Raw genomic sequence first — 24,283 nt, 5'->3', positions numbered from 1 at the left:
TCAATCATTCAAGAATCTTAGAATTACTAAAATTGAATATGTTTTGCTGGCGTCTATAGCAGAGGGGCCACACCTGATCCCATTCCGAACTCAGAAGTTAAGTCCTCTTGCGGCAATGGTATTGCACGGGCAACCGTGTGGGAGAGTAGCACGATGCCGGCTCTTTTTTATGTAAGCCGATTGGGAAACCAATCGGCTTTTTTCATTTTACGACCTTTTTTGTTTCTTCTTTTTTAGACTCATCAGTTTCTATATTTATAGCTTTCGGATTGTTAGATCCTTCTGATTTTGAATCTTTATCTTTGGTGTTTTCTGGCTGTTGTTTTTCAGAAGTTTGATTTTGATCTATCTTAGAAGCCTCTTTGGGTTTTGCTGGCGAAGATTTAATAATGACCTTAGTTCCACTATCAAAATCCTTCATATAGTAAGTCTCGCCGAACTCGGCGATTTTGTTTTTTGTTCTCAAATCAAAAACGCTGGTTTGAGTAATAAAGCCCGGATTTTCTTCATCTGATAAATCTAGCACCTCAACTTCAAGCCAAACATTTCCATTTTTATTAGTCTGGAATTTTGGTGGATGCTTTTTTAAAAACTCTTGGGCTTCTGTAGATCGGAAACTGAATTTTACGTGATGAATATCACCCTTGCTTTTTGGGGCCTGAGCATCGAGTGACTTTGTGATGTCTTTTTCTATGGTTTTTTTAAGTTTAACTGCCGGAGAAAAATGGTTTTCTACTACATCGTCATAACTGTACTGAAAAATCAGTGCTGCGCAGATCAGAAGAATCAATCCGATGATTTTTGTTTCCATCTTTTGATCTCACCTACTTTTTTTGGGAACGACAATCGCTGGGTGAATTTCAGGACTTCGGGACTTGAATTTACTTCATAAGAAGTAACAAAAATTGTTTCTTTCTAGCCCCACTTCGGGATCCCTGTAACTCATTGATATACCGGGTGTTTTTTTGAATTTGCGGCCTTGCTGTCCATTGCTTGGCCATGTTGGGGTCCTCATTCTTGATTAGAAATTTGATAGATTATTAAGTTATTTCAATACTTTATGTGATTTGGCTAGTTCTGGCACTGAGCTTGGATGTTTCCTGATGAGGTGAGGTGTCATAATGAACATCAGTGGAGCTCTCAAATTTCTAGCTGTTCCAGCGCTCGTCTGTATATATGTCGGGTGCTCACCTGTTAATTTCACCAAGGATGAAGAGCTTAACAGATGCCAGAACTCAGGCAAAAACTGTATTACGTTAGATGGTTGGGATCATTTTGAAGATCCTATTTCTATACGTGAAGGGCTTGTCGACGTTTTAATCGTCAATGACAACTCTGCTTCAATGTCTTTTGAGCAAACTCAATTGGCTGCGCGCTTAAGTGGATTTGTTCAGAAGCTTGAAGATCAAAAAGCAGACTATAGAATTGCCATTACAACTACAGATATTTCAAATAGTGGCAATCCTGCACGCGCTATCAATCAAAGTGGAGCCCTTCAAGATGGGCGTTTGATTAAATTCCCGAATGGTGAGTACTTTCTTACAAAAGCTTCTGGAACTTTGCAGCAGAAAGATACTTGGTTTAAGCAAACTCTTCAGCGCCCAGAAACTGCTTCTTGTGAACTATTTATCAAAAATAACTATGGCAAAGCTGGTTATGATGCAGCTTATTCCGCAAATTGCCCATCTGGGGATGAACGCGGAATCTATGCGGCAAATATGGTTGTAAGAAACAATCCAAATAGCTTCATTCGTAAAGATGCTCACTTAGCTATTATCGTACTTGCAGATGAGGACGAAAGATCCCAATTGTACTGGTACAACCAACAAAACCCAGGAACATATCCAGGTTTTGATCTTGAGGCGCTAGATCAACCTCAAGCTTTAGTAAGCGCGTCACGTGCTGCTTATGGTGGAGGAAAGCTTGTTAGCATTCACTCAATGATCGTGTTGGATGAAAACTGTAAGCGTACTCAAGGCAACCAGCTTGTTGTTAATGGACTTGGAACTGTAAGTGGTTCTTATGGACTTATTTACAAGCAGGCCTCTGATATGACCCGCGGAGTAGTCGGAGATATTTGCTCTAGTGATTACACTTCGAAGCTTGGTGAAATTAGTACTAACATTTTGGATCGCAAAAACAGTGTTCCTTTGGCTTGTAGCAATCCTTCAAATTTACAGGTCACTATTTCTGCTCCAGGTATCACATACTCTGTTTCAGGTAGTGAGTTGAAGTTCAGCGCTCAATTGCCTGCGGGTACTGTTGGTAAAGTGAAATACTCTTGTAAATCTCTCTAAGATTTTAAGCCCCGATTAAATACTAAATATAGAAACCCGGATCGAAAATCCGGGTTTTTTTGTTTGTGGGGATACCATCGATAAAATGTATCTTTTCGATTGAGAGTCTAACCTTTTGGAGGGAGGACGTTTCAGTTTCAGTTTCAGTTTCAGTTTCAGTTTCAGTTTCAGTTTGATTGATTGATTGATTGATTGCGCGGAAGGAAGGAAGGAAGGAAGGAAGGAAGGAAGGAAGGAAGGAAGGAAGGAAGGAAGGAAGGAAGGAAGGAAGGAAGGAAGGAAGGAAGGAAGGAAGGAAGGAAGGAAGGAAGGAAGGAAGGAAGGAAGTTGGGGGAATTTGAGAAACTTTTAGCTAGGGAACATAATAATTCTCAGTCTGATCTGTACTTGAGAAGAAGCATCGTGAAGTTTTATAGGGCCTTTCGAGGCCAAATGCTTCGGGGTGAATCTACAAATTTGGACCGGCAAATTTTTGGTTAATTCTCCTTTTGAGACGTTAAATCTCTGAAGTTTTCCATGATTCATCCGATTTATTCTGCATGGGAATGCTAGATCGTTATAAGAAAAAAGGTGGATTCAGTCAGCTTCTAACCCTCATCGAGACTTCGGGAGGCAAGAAGCAAGAACAATTTTTAGGACTTATCAGTCAAGAAAGTCCTGCGTGGGAACAAGAGCTCAAAAAGAAAATGCTTCAAGTTGATCGCATTTTCACATGGCCAAATGACGTAATGTCTGAGGTATTGAGCCGTCTGCAGCCGCTCACTCTTTGCGTGAGTTTGCACGGTCGTCCTGCAGAGCAGGTCGAAAAGATTCTGGCTCCATTGCCGCCAATTTCAAAACGCAAAATTATGGACCAAATGGCTGAGCTCAATCCAAATCCGGCTGAAAAAGCTACTTGTGAAATGAAGCTCATCACAGAGGTTCGCGCTATTGCAGCTTCTGGCTATATTAAATTTGAAAAATTCGATGCGGACCTTTTTGTAGAGGAAAATATCGAAGAAAGATTGAACAGCGCAGACTCTGGGTTGTCATTCTTGAATAAAATTGAAATTAACTACTCAGACGACTCGAAATCAGCTTCAAAAGAAACCTCAGCTGCGAGCAGCCATTCATCTTCTGCAGGATCTGGTGAAATCGATTTGATGAAAAGAAAGCTCAATCAGTTGATGCAAGAGAACAATGCCTTGAAGCAAGAGGTTCACACTCTGAGAGATAAACTGGCGCAAATCAAGCGCATTGCCTAGGCCCCAAATTTAACTACAACAAATAAAAAAAAGAGCGGTCTAAATAAGACCGCTCTTTTTTTTATATAATCTTTCAATGCAGGTTTTCTAGAAATGTCCTGGATTCTTTAAGATCCCACTATTCACAGTAGGTAGTATTCGCCCATTTTTTAAGATCAGAAGATTTTGAATCGGTGGGCCTGAAGGGAACGTCTTCTCCTGTATACATATACACATATTGGTTGGTCATTGAGTTGTAGTGAGACTTGTAAACCATGCCTTCGCAAACACCCTCGCTGCCGTCCTCTGGAAATACATGATATTCATGATAAGCCCCAGTGACCAAGGTGGCCTTGTCGTCAGAGTCGCGTGCATCGAGCTTGCATTTGTAAGTACACGTCCAATCAATGCTATAGCCGACAATATGCTTTTTGCGGGCATCGCCTATGTACTTTTTCATAGAGGGAATTGGAGTACAGCTGCAGGCATTTTTGGCCTGAGCACTCACTGTAATAAAACTGAACATTAGAGCGAAGATAGAAAAAAGGCAAAGCTTCACAAAAACCTCTTAAATTGCAGAGCAGATTTCAATTACTGCCTCGGTCCGTCTGGAGCAAGGCCTATGCCTAAGTGAGAAGGAAAAAACGAGCGACGGGCTCAAGATGAATGAAAAAAAGAAAATTCCATGGCCGTGAATTGGCTCTAACTACATCAACGGCATGCCTTACTAGACCTTAAAACCGGTTTATTTGAGCAGGACATACGTTACACTCAATTAAACCGATTTAGGGACTTGGAAGCATGAATCGCACCGTAATAGCCTTTATTCTTGTCGTAATCCTGGGGGGCTACCAAGCGTGGTCCCAGCGGGAAGAAGCCCATCCTGAGGGCATTCTGGTAACCCAGAGCCCATCTCAAAAAGACCTTCCACCTTCTTTCAGACCTATTAAATACAAAGACGTCGTCTTAGACCCTCTAGCGGAATACTCTCTGCAGGGGAGAGTTTTATCGACCGAGCGCTATTGGATCGATAAGATGGCCCCTATCGTACCAGTAGACGTGGCCTTGGGGTGGGGAGTGATGTCTGACTCTAAAGTTCTAAACGAGCTTAATATTTGGCAAGAGGGGCGATTTTACTTCTATTCATGGAGAGGCACGCCTCCGGCTGAACAGCCCTTAATGACCCAACAAAGCGCGAATATGCATCTCATCCCTTCTACAGAGTATGTCGAACAAGAGATCAAAAAACTTCGTAAAGGTCAGGTCGTGAATTTAAGAGGATATTTGGTGCGCGTGAATTACTCGGACGGTAGCGATGCTAAAAGCTCTCTCGCCAGAGAGGACTCTGGCGCTGGTGCCTGTGAAATTGTCTGGGTTCAATCTATTCAAACTCTATAACAACTGCATCGCACGGTCGAACTTTTGTTCCAACTCGGCCTGTTCGGCTTCGCTAGGATTCGAGTCTTTGACTAAGATTTTTTCCGTGGTCTCGGAGACAAAATTCGCGACGGCGTAGATTCCCTTGAAGAATTTTTCTTTCATCGTCGGAGAAAGCTTTTTACCAAGTTCATTCGTTGCCAAAAAATTCTCTAAGATCTTTTTGTCGTCAGAGTAAATCTTGTCGACGGTAAGCCCTGGACTGCTAAAGTGAGAAGTAAGATCTCGAACTTTAGTGGAGTCCTTAAGAATGTTGTCTACCCACTCGGCGTATTGGGAAACTGTGTCTTTGGCGCCTCTGAGGAAGAAGCCATTGTTTGTGTCCATATAGTAGCTACGAACATCGGCATTCGCAGATCCAACAATCAAGTCGTCCCCAAGAACACTGACTTTCGAATGTAGAGAAAGACCTCTGTCGTTTGGATCTTTGAGATACTCATGGTAGTCAAACTTCGCAGACTTGCTATCGCTGATAGAGCCATAAATTCGACGTCGGTTCTGATAGACTTTAAAAAACGCTGCCATTTGATAGCGAGAAGCAATGTTAATGTGATTCAAGTCGGTTGTTTCCGGTGAGTTTGTTACGAAGCTGACGTGCACATTGCGGCAGTCCCAGGTCCCGTCCATCATTTTACTAAAACCACGCATCAAAATTGCCGGCGGTAAAAAGTAGGCGGAATGTATAATCACGCGTTTTTCACGTTTTTCTTTAGCAGCCAGAGCGCAGGTGTTTTGCAGTCCCAGATACCAAAGGTGATGAATGTATTTTCCATTCTTTGTTTCTTTGCCAGCAACAGACCCGTAAATACGCTCGAGCTCTTTTTTAGATTTGTCGTAATGAACATTTTCGATGTAGCCCAAAAGAAGGTGTGAGATGTCTACATTAGACAATTCGTCCTCGTAGTTGGAAGACTTTTTCCAAGTTTGTGCATAAGCCTTTTTAGGCAGGTATTGACTCTTATAAGCTTGAACACCGTCGTTCAGTACTGTTGCGAGTTCTGTCATGCGAGTATTGAGGTTTTTATATTTTGAATGCTTGTAAAACTGACCTTCGAAGCAGCTGACGAGGGTTTGACGGTCCTGCTCCGTTTGATAATTTTTCGGGAGGCACTGGTTCCAAACCTCATTAGCGATTTCGGAATTTGAGACTAATTCGTTGGGCATGAGGTTGCGGGCTTCCTGTACCGGAATGGTCATTTGGCTGAAGTTCCAAAGTCTATCATACGCAACTGCGATACTGTTGCCTCCTCGGTCGAGGTCGACCGCAACATCTGTATCCATAAAGATATATTTGTCAGTGAGTTCGTTGCGTTTCATATGGTAGGAGTTTTCAATATTGCGTCCACCAAGCTGAACAAAACGATCGCCGACCATGAGAATCTTGTGGTGAGTAAAGTCAGTAATATGCTCCCAGTCCGAATAAGATTTTTGCTCTTTCTGTGATACTGGAACTCTTCCTAAAATTTCATTGAGGATTGGATTTAGTTTGTCGCCATAAAGTTGCATAGCAATCAAAACCTTGGCTCCTGCGAGAACGTCGCCCTTCACCTTGGCATTAAAGGCAAGCTTTAGGAATTCTATGAACTGCTTCTTGTCTTCTTCACTCGTATTGCCACCAGACGTGAGCGCAGCTAGATCCACTAGTTGTCCTTTGAGGACTGCGCTTGCAACAAAGTCAAAGTTGAGACTATAGAGACTGCTTAGCATAAGGCGAGCATAGAAGTCGGGAGAGGAATTTGCTAACTTAGCCCATTTGGCATCCGAACAAGTCGTAGATTTGACTTTCCCAGAAGTCGGGGGACAAGGAGTCGTAAGGAACATCGAATCACGGACGATCAAAGGTGTCGGGCGACCATAAAGTCTGACTTGAATCATCCCACGGCTTTGAGTTTCCAGATATGTGAACAAATCTAAGAGTGGGTAGTTGGTAATAAAGTCTGCCATCAGTTTGATGCGTACGCCTCGAGCAGCAGCTTGAAGAAGTTCATTCAAAAAGAGTGCTGACGACTGATCTTTCGAATAGATGTAGTAAGAAAGACGAATTGTTTCGCCCGAGCGAGCCGAGCGGATAGCTTCTATTTTACTATCGAAGGAAGCATCATTGTCGATCAAGAGGCGCACACGTTTTGCCTTAAGATCTGAAGAAGATGAGGCTTCAAGAATATCTTTGTCTTCTAGGGGCTGGCTTTTAAACAAAGAAAACGCAGGTTCACGAGTAGGAAAGTTTTTGTGTTTGTACGTGGTTGCGTAGTAGCTGATAGTAGCAATAGCAAGAACAGCGGGAATCCAAAAACGTATCACAAGGTCTCCTTCGGCATCATCTTTATGATATCAAAGGGACCTTGTATTTTCTCGAGCTGTAGCAAGAACCTGGACTTTATCCCGGATACTACATGCAAGTTGTCGTTGGAACTTGAACTGTATCAGAGATTTGGATGATTTGCTGAGAGCTAGCCTCGATGAAAGCACCGTGGCCGACACTTGCAATCTTCTGCAGATAAGACTTTTGAGAAGCGCTTGGAACGCTTTGGTTGTAAAGGTAGACGGTGTTCACACTAATTTGTCCAACAGCCACGTTGTTGATGGCTTTAACATCGTTGGTAAGTGCTGTCATGCCAGTAGCTTCATTGGTATAAGACTTATTGGTTGGAGAACCGTCCGAAACCATGATGACAACGTAACCAACTTCTTTAGAAGGGTTTCTAACTTGATCGTAAGAGATCATATCTTTTACGATGCTTAAAGCAGCATCGTAAGGCGTATTGCCCTGGTCCTCAGTATCTTTGAGCGCTTGAATAGCTTGATTAATTTCAGTCATGTTATTCGTAAAGATACCGTGATTGTTGGATTCGAGGAGTGCTTTAGCGCTAGTTTCTTGGAAAGTTGCGAAACCAAATTGGAAGTTGGGTTTAGATGCGTAGGCGTTAATGAATGAATTGATAGTGGCTAAACGCCATGTCTTTCCCATGTCAGTTCCCGCAGCGCCGTTATTACCAGCATTCGAGCCTGAAGTATCAATAAGGAAAAGAATCTTAGTAGTTTTTGTGGAGTTCACCATGTCGATGCGACAGTTAGTATCGTCGCCGCCGCCATCGTCATCGCCATCTCCTGTTGTTCCGTTTTTAACGGCAGAAGCATCGACAGCACTAGTAAAGCCAACCTTAGAGCAGTTCTGGAATGACAACATAAATGTCAAAAAGATCCCAGATAATACTGTTACACTAGCAGCCCTTTTCATACTCATCCCCCAGGTGTTCCTTAACTTGGGTTAGTTGCAATCCCTATGCACAAGGCCCCCCTTGTTCGTGCTCGAATAGGTGTGGCCTTTACTGACGAACCCTTGTTTTTTGACTGATAGATCGACGTTTTTTTCTCTGCTGTTCCCGGACATAACACTTGAGAATTTGTAGAGTTTCAGAAAAATGCGACGATATGGTCCCAGAATGAAACATTTTTTTCTGGCATGAAGAGTGAATATCTTAAATCGGAACACAGGAATTTGTATTCGGTCTTTAATATGGAGTCTTAGGTGAAACTTGTAATTGCCGTTTTATGTCTGCTGTCGATCTCTTGGTCAGTTCAGGCCGCGCCGTTGCCTGAAAATATCGATCTTTCTAACGAAGTCGTTGAAAGCATCCTAGAAAAGACTGAAGTTTCTGAAGACTCTAGCAAAACGATTATCCGTGTTTCTGACAAAGTCTCTTTTACTCTAGATAGCGAGCCAGATCCTGAAGCAATGAAAGAAGCTTTGGGAATGAAGATGCCCGAGAAGCTACGCCAACAGCTCCAGCAACAAGGCCTTGCAGAACCAGAGGAGCGAAATCCCTTGGAGGCGTACCTGGCTTTGCCTTCGGCAGATCAGCAAAGATTCAAGGAAATACGAGTGATCTTCCTAACTGGTGCTGCTAGGGTCTTGAGATCATCAAAATTTTTGCTAGGCGCCGGAAGCCTTGTCGGTGATGCCTTTAAATTTGTTAAATCTAAAATTCGTCATCCGCTCACAGCACTAGAACCTAAAGAACATGTAGGCTTCAATGAAAGAAGCGAACGCGCGGCCCTCGCAATTTTGAAGGGTATTGATTACAAGCTATGGTATCAAGCTCCTTTGGTGATTGATTCAAATGAGTTTGGCGTGAGCATTTCTGTAGGGGTGGTTGCTGAGACTGGAATTCTAAAAAAAGGTGTCGGCGGAGCTGAGGAACTTGGATTTAGCTTAGCTTTTAGTAAATCTAAAAAAGCTTTTGTCTTTGAGTTGTTTCATAACTCTGAAAAATTCGATAATACGAAAGCTGCGGTCTCTGTTATTGGCATAGTAGGAAAAGCGGAGATGATGATGGCTCATCGCTCTGGAGCAGACACTTTAAAGGGAAGTTCCTTTTACCCTCCAGCAGTGCCAGGTCATAGCGCCGCTTCTGCTGATTATTTTGCTGCGGGCGCAAGCTCTAGCTTTGGTCTTCCGCCTCCACCGTTGGCGGATCTTCTGACATTCACGAACAAGTTTGAGCGTCGTACTTGGCTTCGAGTTGTTGTGTCGCCAGTCGTGAAGGGGTTTGTACGTTTGGAAATCGGAGATATTCCTGGTTCTATTAGAGTTGTAAAAGCCAAGTTTGTGGATGCGTATGCTAATATCACACATTTAATCGGATCTCGCAGAGCTGGTACCTGCGAGTTTATTTTCACCCATTAATATCTTAAGGAAACCAACGCATAGACAGAGTTGCTCTCCAGGAGTTTGATACTGCTTTACGTCTAGGAGCGTAAACTCTGCGTTCATCATTAGTTAGTTTTCAATAAGCATAGTTTTCGCGGCAACCCAATGATTGTTGTTGAATATCGAGAACAAAGTTGGAAATTTGATTCCATGAAAAAATGGATGCTTTGTATTGCAGCTTGGATGTTGCCATCTTTTGTATTGGCCACATGGGATTTAAATGACGTTTCTTATTTAATGCCACTTCCTTCTCAGGTAGGTCCTGACAACTTGTTAGGAATTGAAGCTCCAGGACGTGGTGGAGCCTTGTTACCTCCAAGGTTGCTGGCGTCGGTGCCGCCACTTACCGTAACCCATACAGAACAACAAACTCTCGAGGCATTGCGAGTAATCGCCGTGCGTATCGACCCTTGCTTTCCTTTGCCAACACCTCAGTCTTGCCAAAGACAAATCAGAATAGTTTGGCAACCGATTGAAGAAGGTCGTTTGAATCAAACACAAACTATAGATGCGGCTTTACATAGCTTCTATGTATTGAACGAAAAAGAGTTTGGGGACCTTCTGAACGACTTACAAACGTGGAAGACTAAACACTCGGTAAAAACAGAAGGTCTTGCATTGCAGGTACACCCAGCGTGGAATTTGCAGAAAGATCAGAGCCCAGCTCTGATTGATTTCAACAACATCATTAAAAAGTTTGCGGGCGCAGAAAATCTTTCGCGTGTGACTGCCATGGTCCTGCGTGGAGCCGGCGATATGTGGGCATTCCAGGGTTTTGAAGTTAAAAATGGAGGCCTTCAGATTTTAAAGATTCCGCGTATCAATCATGGTTCACAAGCATTCTTAAATTTTGCGGTTCCAGCAGATCATTTTGATAGAGGGCAAATTTCGCCAGAACCAAAGGCCCCAGATACGATCAATCAAATCATTCGAAACTCTGATAAACTGAGCGCTGGTAATGAAGAGCTCATTCGTCAGGAAGTTACAGCTGCGTTACGCATCGAGAATCCAAAAAACTTCAATCCCGAGAATCTTGACTGCGTCAGCTGCCACGTGGCTCAGCCAGCAAGAGAATGGGCCCAAAGAAAACGTGGGGACATTACAATCGCGGATCTAGTTCAGGGTTTTGGCTATCAAAACCCGCGTTATAATTTAAGTAATTCTACAAAGATCTTATCGAATACACAGATGATCAGAGCCTTCGGGTATTTTATCCAGGAAGCCTCGATCTCTCAACGAGTGATCAATGAGTCCGCAGAGGTTGCGGATCTCATTAATCAGTGGGCTTCCGCTAAATCAAAGAACTGAACCGTAAGGCAGCAGACAGTGTCGCGTTCTGGATCTGCTTCCATTTCCGCAATCAATTCTTGGCGGAACTGACGGATTTTCTGGATCGCTTGAGGAATGCTGCCCTTTTTGACCTGCAGAGTTGCTGCAGACATATCCCAAGAGCGGCTCTCACTGCCGATGTTGTTATTCACTTTTTCCAAAAGCTGACGATAGTACTTTTTCACAGCTTCAAATTTAGGTGAGAAAATAGTGTTGCGGTTTTCATGAAGAACGGACCATTTGTCCGCAGTCACTTGTTTAATCAGGTGAACCCCTTGCAAACGCTCTAAGGCCTTTTCCACGACTTCAGTTTGCAATCCAAAGCAGGTTGCAATGGTTTGAAGATCGTGAGGCTTATTAGGCAACTGAAGGTATTCTAGAATAGCAGTGTGGTACCAATCAGAAACAATGCTGAAAACGGCTTCATCCATAGATACGGCTTCGCGCGCATGGATACGTTTTACAGCCATGTTTTTCACCAATCCACTTCGTGCGTGCTCGCACAGAGCTAGATCGACAAAATATTCTTTTTCGGAAGGAGAAAGGTAAAGTTTGTCTGCGAGTAGGGGAGCACGACGTTGAGAGAGGCCTCTTTTTCTATTGAGGATTTCGCTGAGGCGGGAGCATGGGATTTCAAGGTCTCTGGAAAAAGCTCTTAAAGAATATGCAGGATTCTTTTTTTGGCGTCGTTCAAACTCACGTAAAATATAAGATCGGTAGTCTTGTTTCGGCTTCATAAATTACCTCAGAGGTATTGAATATTTGTCCGCATGTCATCCATAAAGTGTGAAACGGCAGTACTGCTGTTCCACTATATTCCACATACTCTGTGGCTCAGCTATAAGCGATCTTAAGTGAAATTTATCCACAGGGAAATCCCCCAGGGATATTTTTCAGGGGGCTGAAGTCCCTGAAAACGGTGAGGTTTTTGTAGTCTTTGTTTTTATCTTCGCCAGACTTGCATACAAGCCACACGATCTACACGTCGGCCTTCGATACGGGGATAAATCCGAGTATAACCCCATGGGTCCCGAGGGCCCGAGTTATAGTCATAAATATTGTCGCGAATTTCTGAAGTACGTCGGTTAAACTTGTTTGAGAACAGTACAGTTTCTGTGGCGATACGAAGGGCGTTTTCCCAGATCGCAAGCTCGTCTTTGCCTGGCTTGAATTTCTGCCAAGACGCTTTGTTAGGATCAGACGGCGGACAGAGAGCTAGTTTTAAACTTCCATTCACTTTGCCGTCTTCATTGTACTTCTTCCAGACATTGAATTGAGACGGGGTTGTCACGACACGAGCCAGATCGTCCTTCCGGGAACTGTGATCTGCATTATTGCCCACAAATGTTTTTCTGACTTTGTCAGGTGCATTAGCGCGATTGTAAGCAATTTTTGCAACGGCCATAGGATATTGTAATCCGTGTTTAAAACAGCCCGCCATTTCTCCGTAGAGTGTCCTTGCTAGAGCATCGATGTCGGCCATCTCTTGAAGAGTTACAGGTTGTCCGTCAGGGCCGAGAACTCTTGTTGCTTTTCTTGCGATCGCTGGAAGGACTAATGTATCAAAAGGATTTCCAGCGGCAAATCTGGTGGGTGGGTTTGCAGGATTGATCACACATTGACCGACAGCTCCGTTTAGAGCTTTTGCCACTTCTTTGACACTCTGATTATTAGTAGCTGTTGTGACGGGCTGGAGTCTCTGCAATTGCGTCGCTATTTCATTGGATGAAGAAGACGTCAGTGAACAGCTTCTGCTTCTGGAGGTGTCAGGACAGTCATCACCATAAAAGGTGTTGTGTTTTTCTTTCGAAAGATAGGAAGCATCGATCCAACCTTTGCCTTCTTTTTTCCAGACCCTGCCGTTGACGGTACGTTCATAGCTAAACTCAACAAAAACATAGTCTTCAACAACCATTTTGCCGGTGTATGGATCTTCTACTTGTTTTTTTTGTACTGGGGACAGGACTTTGATTTTGGATTTATTATCCGGCCAACCGATAGAACGACACGCAGGATCGTTTTGACATGTTTTCCAGTTATAACCAGGTTTTTCAAAGATCGAAACTATTTGATCATCTTCGATGTCGAGATAGGCTTCGTTATTTGCAAATGAGTTTACAGCTGTCAACAATACCGCAATGAGAAGTGGAAGTTTCATGACGTGTCTATCGAACATTTTACACATGAACTTTAGTTGTTCATGAGGGCTTGTCTCATTTTGAGAGCGGACAAAAATGTCGTCGATAAACTTCCATTTTCCCTCGAAGATAAGAAGAAGGGGGAATGATGAGGAAGGCTATCTTTTTAATAATCAGCTTGTTGTTTTTCTCGTCGTTGGTCGATGCCAACACAAAATGTTGTTGTGAAAAGAAACTCACAAAAGACACCACAAGACGTCTTCAGCACGCCAAAGAGTTGCTCGGGTCAGGGTTTCAGCAAAGTCATGTGAGCCTCAGCGCACAAGTCCCGTCAGTGAAGAAGTTTATTGGCGGTATAGTGCAAGAACGCCTCGAGACCTTTGGGAAAAAGTACGCTCACCGTGTGACCAATGCAATTATCAGCGAGAGCAAAAAGCAAGGTTTAGATCCTGTGTTTGTTTTGGCAGTCATTGAAACTGAAAGTCAGTTTGATCCAAAAGTAGTGGGAAGCCATGGAGAAATTGGCTTGATGCAGATTAAGCCAGACACTGCTCAGTGGATTGCTCAGAAGAACGGATATACTTGGAAAGGCAAAGAGAGTTTAAAAAATCCCCAAGTGAATATTCGCATCGGTGTTGCTTATTTAGCTTTTCTTCGCCAAGAGTTTGATGGTTTAGCTCATCAATATGTTGCCGCGTACAATATGGGTCCTGGTGGGGTTCGCCGATTGGCGTCTTTGGATATTAAGCCTAAGGATTACTCTACAAGAGTTATGACTAACTATTACGATTTCTATGACAGTCTTTTGGCCAAAGAGTATAACTAAGAAATAAACCCCACTCTGAATTCATGCAGAGTGGGGCTTTAAAAGAACTATTTCTTTGCAACTAGTTTCAAATTCAATTCGAACTCGTCAGCGATAATTTTATCGGCTGCAAGTTCTTTGAAGATGTTGCCAGATCCATATTTTAGACCCCATTTTGTGCGGTCTACTTTTACAAGAGCTTCGCCGGTCATAACACCGTTCGCAACAGTTACTTTTGCAGGGAACTCGATTGGTTTCGTTTGGCCAATCATTGTAAGTTCGCCTTTTACAGTCACTTCGTCTTTTGCTTTTGGATTAGAAGCAACGCTTGTGATTTTGAATGTAGATGTTGGGAATTTTGTTACATTAAAGAAATCTTCGTTAGAAAGATGACCTAAAAGTTTCTTTTGGAACTCAGGGCTACCTTTCAAATCTTCGTTAGTAATAGTCGCCATATCGATAGCAATGTTACCACTAGTGATCAGGCCTTTTTTATCAACTTGTACTTGGCCTTCTTTTACAGAAATACCACCGTTATGAGAGCTTCCCATTTTTTTGGCGCCCTTCCAGCTAACAGAGCTTTCTTTTGCATCGATTTTATAAACGTCCGCTGCGTGGACAGAGGTAGCAACAAGCAAGATCATTGTTGCGAAGATAGATTTCAACATGAAGTCTCCTTTATATAGAAATTTGTTGTTTATCAAGTGTGTATGATCCCTTGTGGTCAGGCAAGAGATTAGCCTTCTTTGACAATTTATTGACATACATTACGCAGCAAACTCAAGAAACTGGGAGCTTATGCTCTAGGTCCTGAAGGTCGCAATAAAAGGAAAATAGAATTTGCGAGATAGGACTATAGTATGAGCTCTGGATAAAGGAGGACGTATGAAAAAGCTTCCTCAGTTTATTGAGAACGCTGAAGGGAAAGCCGGTTGGGCCTTGCTGTGGTTGCTTGGAGTTCCGCTTCCTATACTTTTAGTTTTGTATATGCTGCGAGGTTGCCAATAGAGCCTACATAATGGTGCCGGGTGGATTTTTAGTAAAAGCATCGGCAGGTAGAGGGATGAACTCTTTGTCGTCTCCTGGAATTTTTGGGAAACGTCCTTCTGCCCAATCGCGTTTTGCTTTTTCAAGTCTTTCTTCAGAAGAAGAGACGAAGTTCCACCAAATTTTTCGAGGTCCTTCTAAAGCCTTTCCGCCAAGAAGTATGACGCGAGAATGTCTGTGGGCTTTCAATATCAAATCTTCGCCGGGCTTTCCGACAACAAGATTGGATTCTGTGAACTCGTCATCTTCAACTTGAATATGGCCATCGACTAAATAAATTCCAAGCTCACGTCCCTCAGACGGTAAAATCAATTTACTATCTGGAGGCATCACGGCATCAACATAAAAAATATCTGAGTGGGTCGGTACAGGGCTCTCAAAGCCAAACGCCGTGCCTAATAGAAGCTTCATGCGAATATCGCCAACCTGAAACTCGGGTAAAGAGTCCGAGCTGTGATGAGTGAACGAAGGTTCTGTTTCTTCATGTTCTAGTGGTAAAGCTACCCAACATTGAAGACCATGAAGATCGTTCTCGTGCTGACGAGCTTCTTGAGGCATCCGCTCAGAGTGAGCGATGCCTCGCCCTGCGACCATCCAGTTGATGGCGCCCGGCTCTATGAGCTGATGTGAGCCCAGGCTATCGCGATGAAGGATGCTACCTGCAAAAAGATAAGTGACCGTAGCTAAGCCAATGTGTGGATGCGGACGAACATCCATTCCTTCGCCGGTTCTGAAATGCTGTGGACCCATATGATCTAAGAAAATAAAAGGGCCAACCATTCTATGAGTAGCGTAAGGCAAAATACGACGAACTTGAAAACCGCCAAGATCGCGCACTCGCGAGGGAATAACTAGCTCGATTTTTTCAGACATGCGTATCTCCTAAGCCAAACTAGTTGTGATTTCGATTTTTCCTGAGAGCGCTTTATGAATCGGGCAATGATTGGCGATATCCAAGAGACGCTTACGTTGTTCGTCGTCGAGATCTCCAATGAGATTGATTCGGCGATCGAACTTCGTGACCTCTTTTTGATGATCGACATTAACTAACGTATCAGCACTTTTTAGAGGCCAGGATTTACGTTGAGCATACATGCGTAGAGTGATGGCGGTGCACGAGGCGAGGGCTACAGCCAGGTAGTCATGCGGAGAGGGTCCGAGGTCTTCGCCACCTTCTGCTGTGGATACATCTGCTATCAGATGATGTGAGCCCACTTGAATTTCATGCTTCATTTCGCCGTTTTCGTATTTTGCTATTGCTGTAACCATAGGTCATGAGCATAACGCCAGAGAGGTGCGGCTTCAGCAAGTTTTTCGATTTTATGCAGACGATCAGGAGCAAAACGTGCAGAGGTTCCCGCCATCTAGATCAAGAGATTGATGCCAACCTTCACGTCGAATTAGATCTAGGAGCCAGCCGCGAGCGTTTCCTTTGGTTACAATGGTGATTTTGCGTGCGCGCCCAATTACGACTAATTGCGAAAGGACATGGGAATAAGTTTCTTCGCTAAAGGGATCGTACATGTAATAGATATCGGCTTCGGGAATTTGAAATTTTTTGTCAGACAGATCTTGAGTTAAGAAATGCACATGTTTTTCAAGTCCCAGTCGTTCGCCGGAGGTTTGTGCAATTTGCACGCGATGATCAACAAACTCATAGCCAATGAAATCAATATCAGGTCGCAGAAGGCCAACGACAAGACCCACTCGTCCATAGCCAGATCCCAAATCGATAATGCGAGCTCCCTGTGCAGGATTTGTGTTGTGAATGGCCGCAAGGATTGTCGAGTAGGATGATTGCACTCCTACACCAGCACCCTCGTAGAGACGTTCGGTGTTGGCAAGGTCCGTTTTCATGCCGTGATCCGCTTCATAATTTAAATTGAAAAACGTATCAAGCCCATCAAAAGAGCGATACAGCGACAAGCCAAGAATCAGACCTTGACTCTTTTTTTCGTGAATCAGTTTTGCCTCGAAGAGAAAAAGTTTTGCCATGAGTTCTAAAGACTTGTTTGCAAAATTATTTTGGCCCGCTGGATCCAGAGATTTTGCAATCTTCAGGGCATTTTCTTCGATGAGGCGAGCTCTTTCGGTGACAGACTTTAGCTTCTGAAATGCGCCTTGATCGAAATAGTCAGTCAAAAATGACAGAGGCGATAGCTCCTCTTGAAAAAGATCCTGAATCAACTTTTGCAAATCATCTTGATGCTGTGATTTTTTTTGAAGCCAAGATTCGTCTTCAATAAACTGTAGAGCACTTTGTAAAAATGCGGTGTTCACAAAAATATCCGCTAACTCTACGGAAGAAGTTTTTAAGAGTTCTTTTTCAATCAACTCTGAGGCTTCTTGTGACTGAGTGTCCGCCGAGTTCAATGTAAGAAGGCTAATAAGAGTTTTTTGATGGACTAACATTTATAAAGGCTAGCAGGCCAGAAAAGAAACTCCAAGAGACTCTCGTCTATTGTGCGCGTTTAAAGAGATATAGGCAGCAGACGTGTTAAACCTGATATCGAGTCCACGTTGTAAGTTCTTGTGGCGGCCGCCAAGATGGTTGAGAGATCTTATCCTCGTCATTTGCTAGTTTACGTAGATGCAGCGAAACCCCATGAAAGCATCAGAACAAGACGCACTACAAGTTAGATCTGATTCAAAGATCCCAGCCTCGGTAGTATGCCCCCAATACCCACCTCGGCGAACAGCGCCACCGGCTGCAGCAGTCCAGCCATATCCATATCCGCAGTAAGGGGAGGAGCCGGGAGTTCCGCAAAATTGATCGTTGCCGTAGTTGTTTTGCCGAGAGTCTCCACCGTTGAAAGAGGCGGCCCATCCCTGAGCACCTTGAGAGGCGCCATTTGTATCAAGGACCCACTCCAAGGCGTTTCCTGAAAAATCCCAAATAGTTTCTCCGTTGGAAAGTTTATGCGTACGCCTTTGATCGTGCCAAGTAACGTCAGAGCAGGTTTGTCCTGTGCCCGAGCAAGCATCACTATCAGTTGAAGCGGAAAGACCCGAAGAAGGGGCATTGTCTGAGTGGCCGCGGTTCAACTGGCCGCTGTAAGCAGTACCGGTACTCCAATTGCTGTCAGTATCTGCGATGTTTCTAGCAATGGTCTGCCATTGAGCATTTGAAATTAAATTGTAACCCGCGCCCAAGTTCTGACATTGCGTCCGTGCATTGTCCCGATTGATCGCGGTCCACGGTGCACCTGAGGTTTGAGAAGTTGCGACGCTGCTGACATTTCTCATTTCATACTTTGCAACACAAAAATCTGAAGAGGTATACCCGGTGAGTGCGGGTACCCTAATAAAATTTGTGGGACAGACAAGAGGAGCTCTGGTTCTCCAAAAAGCAAATGGAATAGTTCCTGCGTAAGATTGTAGAGAGAATAACAACGTCATTAAGACGACCATATGAAGAACACTCCTTGTTCCAAATGATGAGACTCCTCTATTATTGAATAGATCATCTTTCTCAGTTTCTATTGAAATGTTGAAGCTCTAGGAGATTCCGTAGCTCAAAAAATCGCGCTACGATGCGGGTTTCATGCTCATTCGAAGAAACAAAACATTAGATCTCAGAATAGAATTATGCTTTATTCCGCACATGAGCATTGCTGTTATTATCAAGTCGGAATTTGAAAAACGGAAAACCAAAAACAAAAGATACTCTTTGCGATCGTTTGCAAAATCTCTTGGAATGGATCCGACAAGTGTTTCCCGGATTATGCGTGAGGAACGGTTTCCAAGCTCTACGACTTGTCAGAAAATTTTGAGAACTTTAAAAATCTCCTCCGTATCTGTAGAAACTTCGCGTGCCAAGAGGACGTCGTTGTTGCAAAATGCTTTTGAAGAGAAGGTTTTTGAAAACCTCTTTCACTCAAAGCATATTTATCTTTTGACTGCGCTTCGTTTGAATACATTAACCTCTGAGCAAATCCGAGAGAAATTCTGCCGTATGTTTGAGATAAATGAGGAAGAATATCTGTGCTTGGTGGACGACCTAAAAAATGCGGGTGCCCTTGTTGAAAAAGGACCTGATCTTGAAGTGGTGTTTAAAAATAAGTCTACGGTGCCGTTGCCTTTTACTTCGGTCAAAAGGAAGTCTATGCAAAAAGAGTTTTTGCATAGAGCAGCAGATGCGATTGAGAAAGTTTCTTTTGAGGACCGTGACAATGCAACTCTGACTTTGGCGTTTAATAAAAAGGACCTTCCACAGGTGAAGCGCATTCTTCAGAATGCGAGAATGAAAATAAATCGGTTGTCAGAGAAGAGAAGAGTTCGTGATGCTGTTTATAACGTCAGCACGGCCGTATATCCCATTCTTTCTGCGGAATAGAATAAAGAGGTTTTGTGAAGGCAGTAACAAAAATGTCGGTAAAGTACTTGGTGGTTTTGTCTTGGTTGATTTTACAGTTTAGCTCGCTACCAAGCAAAGCTGGGATCGAAACTAATGGAGGGGATGGCGTTTGTGCGGAATTTCTCTCTGTTTTTGATGAGCTTGTCGTTGAGCTCTCAGAAACGCTTCTTTCTGAATACGAAAAATCTGTCCTTCAATCGGTAAAGCAAAAAAGAATGATTGTTGATTTGAAGTCTGTGCCAGAGCTATCTCTAGATGGCGTACCTAAAGATGCTATTAATTTTCCGGGCTTAGAGAAGCCACGGATCGAAATTTCTCAAAGTTCGTGGGCAAGATTGTCGAAGAATCAGAAAGCACAATTAGTACTTCATGAGATGTTGCCGATCGCAGGATACAATGATCAGAACTACATTTTGTCGTCTTCATTCGTGAATAAAACGGGCGGAGGAAGAAAGCGCAATATTGAGATTGCGAGATCGTTCTTGAATTGCCGATATGAAGAACTTGAACGAGTCACTACGACAGATTTGCAAAGAATCCGCCTACAAAATTTCTATGACCTGGGCGGAAACAGTGTGATGTCTTTGTGCCTTCGTGGTCTAGAACTTCTAATTCAGGCAGAGTGGGATTTAAACCGTTGCACACAAGGCAAAACGGTTCTGAGTCAGCTCGAGTATTTTTTCGAGTCACACTTAGATGAACCAGAAACCAAAAAAAGATACATCAAGTTCAAAGAGTTAGTTTTAAAAAATGGCGGAACAAAAACCTGCTCAGGTCACTATCCATAACGTAAAATGAGTGAGCGTAGCGAGCGAGGGGCCCCGGCGCCATAGCGATTGGGTCTAACAACACTTTTAAAATTTTTAAAACTTTTTGAATCTATCGGCAGTTAAGTAAGAGAACCTTTGATTTTTAAGCTTTAGGAGCTACTTCTGTGAAGCAGAAGTGTAGACAACCATTTTTCCCAGCCAAAGGCTGGACAGAAAAATGGTCGGGGAGACAGGATTCGAACCTGCGACCCTCTGGTCCCAAACCAGATGCGCTACCAGACTGCGCTACTCCCCGACAGAGGTGGGAGAATAGTTAGTTTTAAGCCATTTTGTCAATTTCCCCAGACCATAACGCAATATGATATTTGAAGCTTTTCCGGGAAGGCATTAAGCTTTAAAGCATGGAAAATTTCTTTAAGTCCCTGCCGAAACCTGTTCTTGCGATTCTTGTGATCCTCGCTGTTCTGATTTTTTTCATGTTCAACGACCCACCTCATACAGTTTGCCAAGTTCAGGCCGACAACCTGAAAGAGTCCATGAAGGGGCAGCTCTTTTCAACAGTGATCAATAAAAACAACTACCCTCCGATAATTGCTAGGGCTCAAGAGGCTTGCCAGCTAGGGAATAGTTCGGGTTCTTGCTTGGAATACTTTGGTATTCTTCGCAAGGCGGCTCGAGAAATTAAAGGTTATTCGTCAGACTGTAGAGGCGATTTGATCAATATTCCCGAAGTTCGCAAGGGTTTCACAGATGGAGTGATCCTTTTGGCAAAGATGGCTTGGGGAAGTCGCGCGCCGGAACCGGGAATGGCCCGGTTTGGGTGGCTGCAGGAGTCTGAACTTGGACTCTTTTGCCTAATTAAAGATGTTTATTCTCAGGGGCTCGGAGACGAAGCTTGGAATGGGCTGCGGGCGAGCATATTTCAAGAGCTCCCAGGAGAGCTGCGAGCGGGCTCTCTGGGAAGTTCGCAAGTAGGACAAGAGCCGCCCAAAGCAATGTTAACCATGGAAGAAAAAGATATTTGGGCGCGCAGTCTGTTTTCGGTTCGTTGTGAGAACTATCGTTAGAGAGAGAACAAGCGCAGCTGTGACCACTCGGGAAGAACTCCCACTTGCTTAGTCTGACCGTGAAAATAAAATTGATGGTCCTTGATGTGCATCACCTTATAGGTTTTTTCTTTGAGTTTTCGTACCGTCCATTCCTCTGGATTGAGGCCGAATTTTTTAAGATCTTTTTTTAGGTTGTTTTGAATCTGACACATGGGTCCCCCATTCGTTATTGTTGTTGAAGGGGGTTATTGCAAAATCGTGCCCAGGTTTTGAGCACCTTAAACCACGTTTAATTCAAGTTGAGGGGCGCAGAGCCTTGTTTTGTATTAATCTTAAGAATACAGTCTGAGATATGAGACAAAAAAGATTCTTGGCCTACTTGGCCATTCAAGCCGTCGTCATCCTCGCAGTCGTCTTTATTTTTAAACTCAATAGTGATGTGAAAATTGCATCGGTTCAGGCCGGAACTTTATTTGTGCTGTTGCCCATGGTGTTGGGAGGCTATGAGTGGAAGAGATTCGGTCTTGCACGTAAAAGTTTTTACGTCGGACTTATGCAGTTTTGGGTGTTTTTCGCTCTACCTATATTAGGGTTGCGCCTTTTAAACTGGGATACTACTTTTAATGACTTGTCGTTCCTAGGAATTCCGGGGCCCGATCTTCATAAATACGCCAATCATAGCTATATGCTCATGATAGCTTTGACCCTTTGGAACTATATAAGACGAAAGTAGGGATGGAACCCTGTGAAAAATACAAAAAGCCAAGGTGTTTGCCTTGGCTTTTTTATTATCTAACGAAGTTTTTTTAAAAACTAATTAGATCTCGAAAGGAACAGGAGAGATAGCTTCAGTTCTACCGAAAGTATCGTAAGCAGGCATTCCGTTAGGAAGAAGAGCCAGGCTACGAGCCTTTTTAACAGCAGCAGCAACTTGCTTTTGTTGAGCTACGCTCAATTTAGAGATTCTAGAAGGCGTAATTTTGCCACCATCGCTAACAAAACGAGTTAAAGAAGACGGATCTTTATAATCAAAAAGATGGTCGCCTGAGAATTCCTGTCTGTATTTGCTTCTTGTAGCTTTTTTCATGTATTTAGTCCTCTTCGTTAGTGAGCCGATGTATATACGACAAAAATCAGTTGCCAACAAGTGTCTTTTTTCATATACGAATGATTCTTGTTTTGACCGGTGTATATATAGAGCTTGAGAAGGAGCTTTAACATGAGCAGATGCGAAATTACTGGAAAAGGCCCTGTTGTTAAGAACTTGGTGAGCCACTCCAACATTAAAACTAAATCTACCGCACTTCCAAATGTTCAAAAGAAACGCATATTTAGCCGTACTTTGAATCAAATGGTAAGATTGCAAATCGCTACTAGTGCTATCCGTGACATGGAGCATATGGGCGGTTTTGATAACTTTATCTTGAATCAAGATGACAAAGCTCTCTCTAAACGTGCTTTGGCTGTAAAACTCAGAATCAAAAAGAAAATTGGCTCTAATAAGAAGTAATAAGGGAGCAGACCGTGATTAAATTGAAAATTAAAAAAGGTGCTACAGTACAAGTTATCGCCGGCCAAGATAAAGGCAAAAAAGGCACTGTATTGTCTGTGAACGCTAAAGCTATGAAAATTCAAGTTCAAGGCGTTAAAGTACAAACTCACTACGACAAAAAAGATGGTTTGTTGAAAAAAGAAGGCTTCATTGATTATTCCAATGTAAAGCTTTTGGATGCTCCTACTAAAGAGAAGAAAACCTCTAAAAAAGCAGCAAAATCTAAAACTGCTTAATTCAGAAGTGTTGAAACAAGACCAGTTTCTTTCTTTCGCTTTCTCACGCAAAGGCTCTGTCATCAGAGCCTTTGTGCTTTTCTTTTGTCTGAGCTTTGCGAGCTCATTCTCGACGGCAGCGACAATTATTTGTAAGAACGATAAGTCTGTTCGTACCCTTAGAACTGATAAAATCAAAGAGGGCGGATGCCGTGCTATTTACACCAAACAAGGTGTGGACCAGGTTGTTGGTTCCTCAATGCGCGACAATGGTTGCGAGTCCATTCTAGATGGAATTCGTAAGACGCTCGAAGGCAGTGTTTGGAAATGCCGGGACATTAAAGAAGCCGTTGTTTCCAATCTTTCAGAATAAAACCTAGAAAATCCATTTCAATCCCTTGAGGAATTCCCTAAACTACAAAGACATCTTTGTTTTGGGGGTACCCATGTCTCAAGAATTAAAAGTGGCATTATGTCAGATGACCTCTGTTGATAGTGTTAACGCTAATCTTAAACAGATAGAAAGTTTGCTGGCGGAAGTTCCCGAAAATGCCGGTGTTCGCTTGTACTGCTTTCCTGAAAACTGTCTTTATTTGCGCGTGAATGAAGGCGAAGCGGTTCCTCCATTTAACCTGACCGACAAAGTTTTTGCAGACCTCGCTGTTTTGGCGCGCAAACGAAAAGCCTACTTTCACTTGGGCTCTGTACCATTGCAGATGGGGGATTTTCTTTATAACTCGTCCGTTATCATTTCTGACGAAGGCCATATTGAAACGAGTTATCAAAAAATTCACCTCTTTGACATTCAACTGTCAGGGCAGAAGCCAATTCGGGAATCTGATGTTTTTCGCCATGGCGAAGGGCCTGGGATTTTTGAGCTTGATGGTTGGAAAATCGCTCAGTCGATTTGCTACGATTTGCGTTTTGCTGAGTTGTATTCTCAATACGCCAAAGAACATGTGGACGTTATTCTAGTTCCCGCGGCGTTTTTGGTGAAAACCGGGGAAGCTCATTGGGAAGTGCTTTTACGAGCACGCGCTATTGAGAGTCAGTGTTATGTAGTAGCTAGTGCCCAGGCGGGACTTCATACCAGTACTCACAGCACGGGACAAAGAAGTACCTATGGAAACTCGATGGTCGTAGAGCCTTGGGGGCAGATGGCCGTGCGCCTTGATGGAACGGAAAAACAGACTTCTGTCTGTTCACTTTCCAAGGCTAAAATAGAGCAAATGCGTACGCAGATTCCTATGGCGCAGCACCGGCGGGTAACAGTAAAATAAGACGGAATTCCCTGGTGACTTTTTTCTCAATATGTTTTCAAATGGGCGAGTTAGCCGAGGATTATGGAGGATT

Annotated in this window: 28 protein-coding genes, 1 tRNA gene and 1 rRNA gene; 16 read left to right on the top strand and 14 right to left on the bottom strand. The window is 43.3% G+C overall.

All coding sequences use genetic code 11. The features are described from left to right. Positions 1-45 precede the first annotated feature (45 nt). Positions 46-162 (top strand): 5S ribosomal RNA (rrf, locus tag ACLWBB_RS16630). A 40-nt stretch (positions 163-202) separates the two neighbouring features. Here the strand turns inward: rrf and ACLWBB_RS16625 are convergent. Continuing rightward, a complete protein-coding gene (locus ACLWBB_RS16625; RefSeq protein ID WP_413288684.1) occupies positions 203-811 on the bottom strand; it encodes a hypothetical protein in 609 nt (202 codons plus the stop codon). A 310-nt stretch (positions 812-1,121) separates the two neighbouring features. Here ACLWBB_RS16625 and ACLWBB_RS16620 point away from each other — a divergent pair, with 310 nt between their 5' ends. Continuing rightward, positions 1,122-2,297 carry a hypothetical protein gene (locus tag ACLWBB_RS16620; RefSeq protein WP_413288683.1) on the top strand — a complete coding sequence of 392 codons (1,176 nt, stop codon included), beginning with the start codon at positions 1,122-1,124 and terminating at the stop codon, positions 2,295-2,297. A 539-nt stretch (positions 2,298-2,836) separates the two neighbouring features. Then, the gene (locus ACLWBB_RS16615) at positions 2,837-3,541 is read left to right on the top strand and encodes a FliG C-terminal domain-containing protein (protein WP_413288682.1); all 705 of its coding nucleotides are present in this window, start codon (positions 2,837-2,839) and stop codon (positions 3,539-3,541) included. Positions 3,542-3,659: 118 nt separating this feature from the next. On the opposite strand, the gene ACLWBB_RS16610 is transcribed toward ACLWBB_RS16615, so the two are convergent. Further along, positions 3,660-4,046 (bottom strand): hypothetical protein, encoded by a 387-nt coding sequence (locus ACLWBB_RS16610; protein ID WP_413288681.1) that lies wholly within the window; start codon positions 4,044-4,046, stop codon positions 3,660-3,662. 275 nt (positions 4,047-4,321) lie between these two features. Here ACLWBB_RS16610 and ACLWBB_RS16605 point away from each other — a divergent pair, with 275 nt between their 5' ends. Beyond that, entirely contained in the window at positions 4,322-4,918 is a 597-nt protein-coding gene (locus ACLWBB_RS16605; protein ID WP_413288680.1) for a hypothetical protein, read from the top strand. Here ACLWBB_RS16605 and ACLWBB_RS16600 read toward each other — a convergent pair. Further along, positions 4,913-7,258, bottom strand: a complete 2,346-nt coding sequence (locus ACLWBB_RS16600) for a hypothetical protein (protein ID WP_413288679.1) — start codon at positions 7,256-7,258, stop codon at positions 4,913-4,915. The two genes, ACLWBB_RS16605 and ACLWBB_RS16600, sit on opposite strands and share 6 nt — an antisense overlap. Positions 7,259-7,346: 88 nt before the next feature. Then, on the bottom strand, positions 7,347-8,195 hold the full coding sequence (locus ACLWBB_RS16595) for a VWA domain-containing protein (RefSeq protein WP_413288678.1): 849 nt from the start codon (positions 8,193-8,195) through the stop codon (positions 7,347-7,349). A gap of 291 nt (positions 8,196-8,486) precedes the next feature. Between ACLWBB_RS16595 and ACLWBB_RS16590 the strand changes: the two genes are divergently transcribed. Next, positions 8,487-9,644, top strand: coding sequence for a hypothetical protein (locus ACLWBB_RS16590; protein ID WP_413288677.1), 1,158 nt, complete (start codon positions 8,487-8,489; stop codon positions 9,642-9,644). A 174-nt stretch (positions 9,645-9,818) separates the two neighbouring features. Beyond that, entirely contained in the window at positions 9,819-10,976 is a 1,158-nt protein-coding gene (locus tag ACLWBB_RS16585) for a hypothetical protein (RefSeq protein WP_413288676.1), read from the top strand. Here the strand turns inward: ACLWBB_RS16585 and ACLWBB_RS16580 are convergent. Further along, positions 10,946-11,734, bottom strand: coding sequence for a TIGR02147 family protein (locus ACLWBB_RS16580; RefSeq protein ID WP_413288675.1), 789 nt, complete (start codon positions 11,732-11,734; stop codon positions 10,946-10,948). The genes ACLWBB_RS16585 and ACLWBB_RS16580 overlap by 31 nt on opposite strands. Before the next feature lie 206 nt (positions 11,735-11,940). Further along, entirely contained in the window at positions 11,941-13,155 is a 1,215-nt protein-coding gene (locus ACLWBB_RS16575; RefSeq protein WP_413288674.1) for a hypothetical protein, read from the bottom strand. A gap of 125 nt (positions 13,156-13,280) precedes the next feature. On the opposite strand from ACLWBB_RS16575, the gene ACLWBB_RS16570 reads away from it, so the two are divergent. Further along, positions 13,281-13,961 carry a lytic transglycosylase domain-containing protein gene (locus ACLWBB_RS16570; protein ID WP_413288673.1) on the top strand — a complete coding sequence of 227 codons (681 nt, stop codon included), beginning with the start codon at positions 13,281-13,283 and terminating at the stop codon, positions 13,959-13,961. 47 nt (positions 13,962-14,008) lie between these two features. On the opposite strand, the gene ACLWBB_RS16565 is transcribed toward ACLWBB_RS16570, so the two are convergent. Then, the gene (locus tag ACLWBB_RS16565) at positions 14,009-14,608 is read right to left on the bottom strand and encodes a YceI family protein (RefSeq protein WP_413288672.1); all 600 of its coding nucleotides are present in this window, start codon (positions 14,606-14,608) and stop codon (positions 14,009-14,011) included. A gap of 217 nt (positions 14,609-14,825) precedes the next feature. On the opposite strand from ACLWBB_RS16565, the gene ACLWBB_RS16560 reads away from it, so the two are divergent. Then, positions 14,826-14,948, top strand: coding sequence for a hypothetical protein (locus ACLWBB_RS16560; protein WP_413288671.1), 123 nt, complete (start codon positions 14,826-14,828; stop codon positions 14,946-14,948). Positions 14,949-14,951: 3 nt separating this feature from the next. Here the strand turns inward: ACLWBB_RS16560 and ACLWBB_RS16555 are convergent, their stop codons facing one another. The 4 genes from ACLWBB_RS16555 to ACLWBB_RS16540 form a co-directional block, all read right to left on the bottom strand. After that, complete coding sequence (locus ACLWBB_RS16555) at positions 14,952-15,860, bottom strand: pirin family protein (protein ID WP_413288670.1); 909 nt, start codon at positions 15,858-15,860, stop codon at positions 14,952-14,954. 9 nt (positions 15,861-15,869) lie between these two features. Then, positions 15,870-16,220: an OsmC family protein gene (locus ACLWBB_RS16550; protein ID WP_413288669.1), complete on the bottom strand. Its 351-nt coding sequence runs from the start codon at positions 16,218-16,220 to the stop codon at positions 15,870-15,872. Positions 16,221-16,319: 99 nt separating this feature from the next. Beyond that, positions 16,320-17,399 (bottom strand): SAM-dependent methyltransferase, encoded by a 1,080-nt coding sequence (locus tag ACLWBB_RS16545; RefSeq protein ID WP_413288668.1) that lies wholly within the window; start codon positions 17,397-17,399, stop codon positions 16,320-16,322. 165 nt (positions 17,400-17,564) lie between these two features. Then, positions 17,565-18,233, bottom strand: coding sequence for a hypothetical protein (locus tag ACLWBB_RS16540; protein ID WP_413288667.1), 669 nt, complete (start codon positions 18,231-18,233; stop codon positions 17,565-17,567). Positions 18,234-18,591: 358 nt separating this feature from the next. On the opposite strand from ACLWBB_RS16540, the gene ACLWBB_RS16535 reads away from it, so the two are divergent. Further along, the gene (locus ACLWBB_RS16535; RefSeq protein WP_413288666.1) at positions 18,592-19,323 is read left to right on the top strand and encodes a DUF4423 domain-containing protein; all 732 of its coding nucleotides are present in this window, start codon (positions 18,592-18,594) and stop codon (positions 19,321-19,323) included. A 14-nt stretch (positions 19,324-19,337) separates the two neighbouring features. Then, a complete protein-coding gene (locus tag ACLWBB_RS16530; RefSeq protein WP_413288665.1) occupies positions 19,338-20,132 on the top strand; it encodes a hypothetical protein in 795 nt (264 codons plus the stop codon). Between the two features lie 200 nt (positions 20,133-20,332). Here the strand turns inward: ACLWBB_RS16530 and ACLWBB_RS16525 are convergent. Beyond that, positions 20,333-20,409: transfer RNA gene (locus tag ACLWBB_RS16525), tRNA-Pro, on the bottom strand. A 106-nt stretch (positions 20,410-20,515) separates the two neighbouring features. Between ACLWBB_RS16525 and ACLWBB_RS16520 the strand changes: the two genes are divergently transcribed. Continuing rightward, complete coding sequence (locus ACLWBB_RS16520) at positions 20,516-21,181, top strand: hypothetical protein (protein WP_413288664.1); 666 nt, start codon at positions 20,516-20,518, stop codon at positions 21,179-21,181. Here ACLWBB_RS16520 and ACLWBB_RS16515 read toward each other — a convergent pair. Continuing rightward, a complete protein-coding gene (locus ACLWBB_RS16515) occupies positions 21,178-21,375 on the bottom strand; it encodes a hypothetical protein (RefSeq protein ID WP_413288663.1) in 198 nt (65 codons plus the stop codon). The two genes, ACLWBB_RS16520 and ACLWBB_RS16515, sit on opposite strands and share 4 nt — an antisense overlap. A gap of 140 nt (positions 21,376-21,515) precedes the next feature. On the opposite strand from ACLWBB_RS16515, the gene ACLWBB_RS16510 reads away from it, so the two are divergent. Further along, entirely contained in the window at positions 21,516-21,896 is a 381-nt protein-coding gene (locus ACLWBB_RS16510) for a hypothetical protein (RefSeq protein ID WP_413288662.1), read from the top strand. 84 nt (positions 21,897-21,980) lie between these two features. Here ACLWBB_RS16510 and rpsR read toward each other — a convergent pair whose 3' ends face one another. Continuing rightward, positions 21,981-22,250: a 30S ribosomal protein S18 gene (gene rpsR, locus ACLWBB_RS16505; RefSeq protein WP_413288661.1), complete on the bottom strand. Its 270-nt coding sequence runs from the start codon at positions 22,248-22,250 to the stop codon at positions 21,981-21,983. A gap of 132 nt (positions 22,251-22,382) precedes the next feature. Between rpsR and rpmB the strand changes: the two genes are divergently transcribed. From rpmB to ACLWBB_RS16485, 4 genes are all read left to right on the top strand, one after another. Continuing rightward, positions 22,383-22,673 carry a 50S ribosomal protein L28 gene (gene rpmB, locus ACLWBB_RS16500; RefSeq protein WP_413288660.1) on the top strand — a complete coding sequence of 97 codons (291 nt, stop codon included), beginning with the start codon at positions 22,383-22,385 and terminating at the stop codon, positions 22,671-22,673. 14 nt (positions 22,674-22,687) lie between these two features. Beyond that, positions 22,688-22,951 (top strand): KOW motif-containing protein, encoded by a 264-nt coding sequence (locus tag ACLWBB_RS16495; protein ID WP_413288659.1) that lies wholly within the window; start codon positions 22,688-22,690, stop codon positions 22,949-22,951. A gap of 7 nt (positions 22,952-22,958) precedes the next feature. Next, a complete protein-coding gene (locus tag ACLWBB_RS16490) occupies positions 22,959-23,303 on the top strand; it encodes a hypothetical protein (protein ID WP_413288658.1) in 345 nt (114 codons plus the stop codon). A gap of 73 nt (positions 23,304-23,376) precedes the next feature. Then, complete coding sequence (locus ACLWBB_RS16485; RefSeq protein WP_413288657.1) at positions 23,377-24,210, top strand: carbon-nitrogen hydrolase family protein; 834 nt, start codon at positions 23,377-23,379, stop codon at positions 24,208-24,210. The last annotated feature ends 73 nt before the right edge of the window (positions 24,211-24,283 follow it).

The organism is Bdellovibrio sp. HCB337, assembly GCF_047302465.1.
GTDB lineage: Bacteria > Bdellovibrionota > Bdellovibrionia > Bdellovibrionales > Bdellovibrionaceae > JACMRP01.
This window is presented reverse-complemented; position numbering and strand designations above follow the sequence as displayed.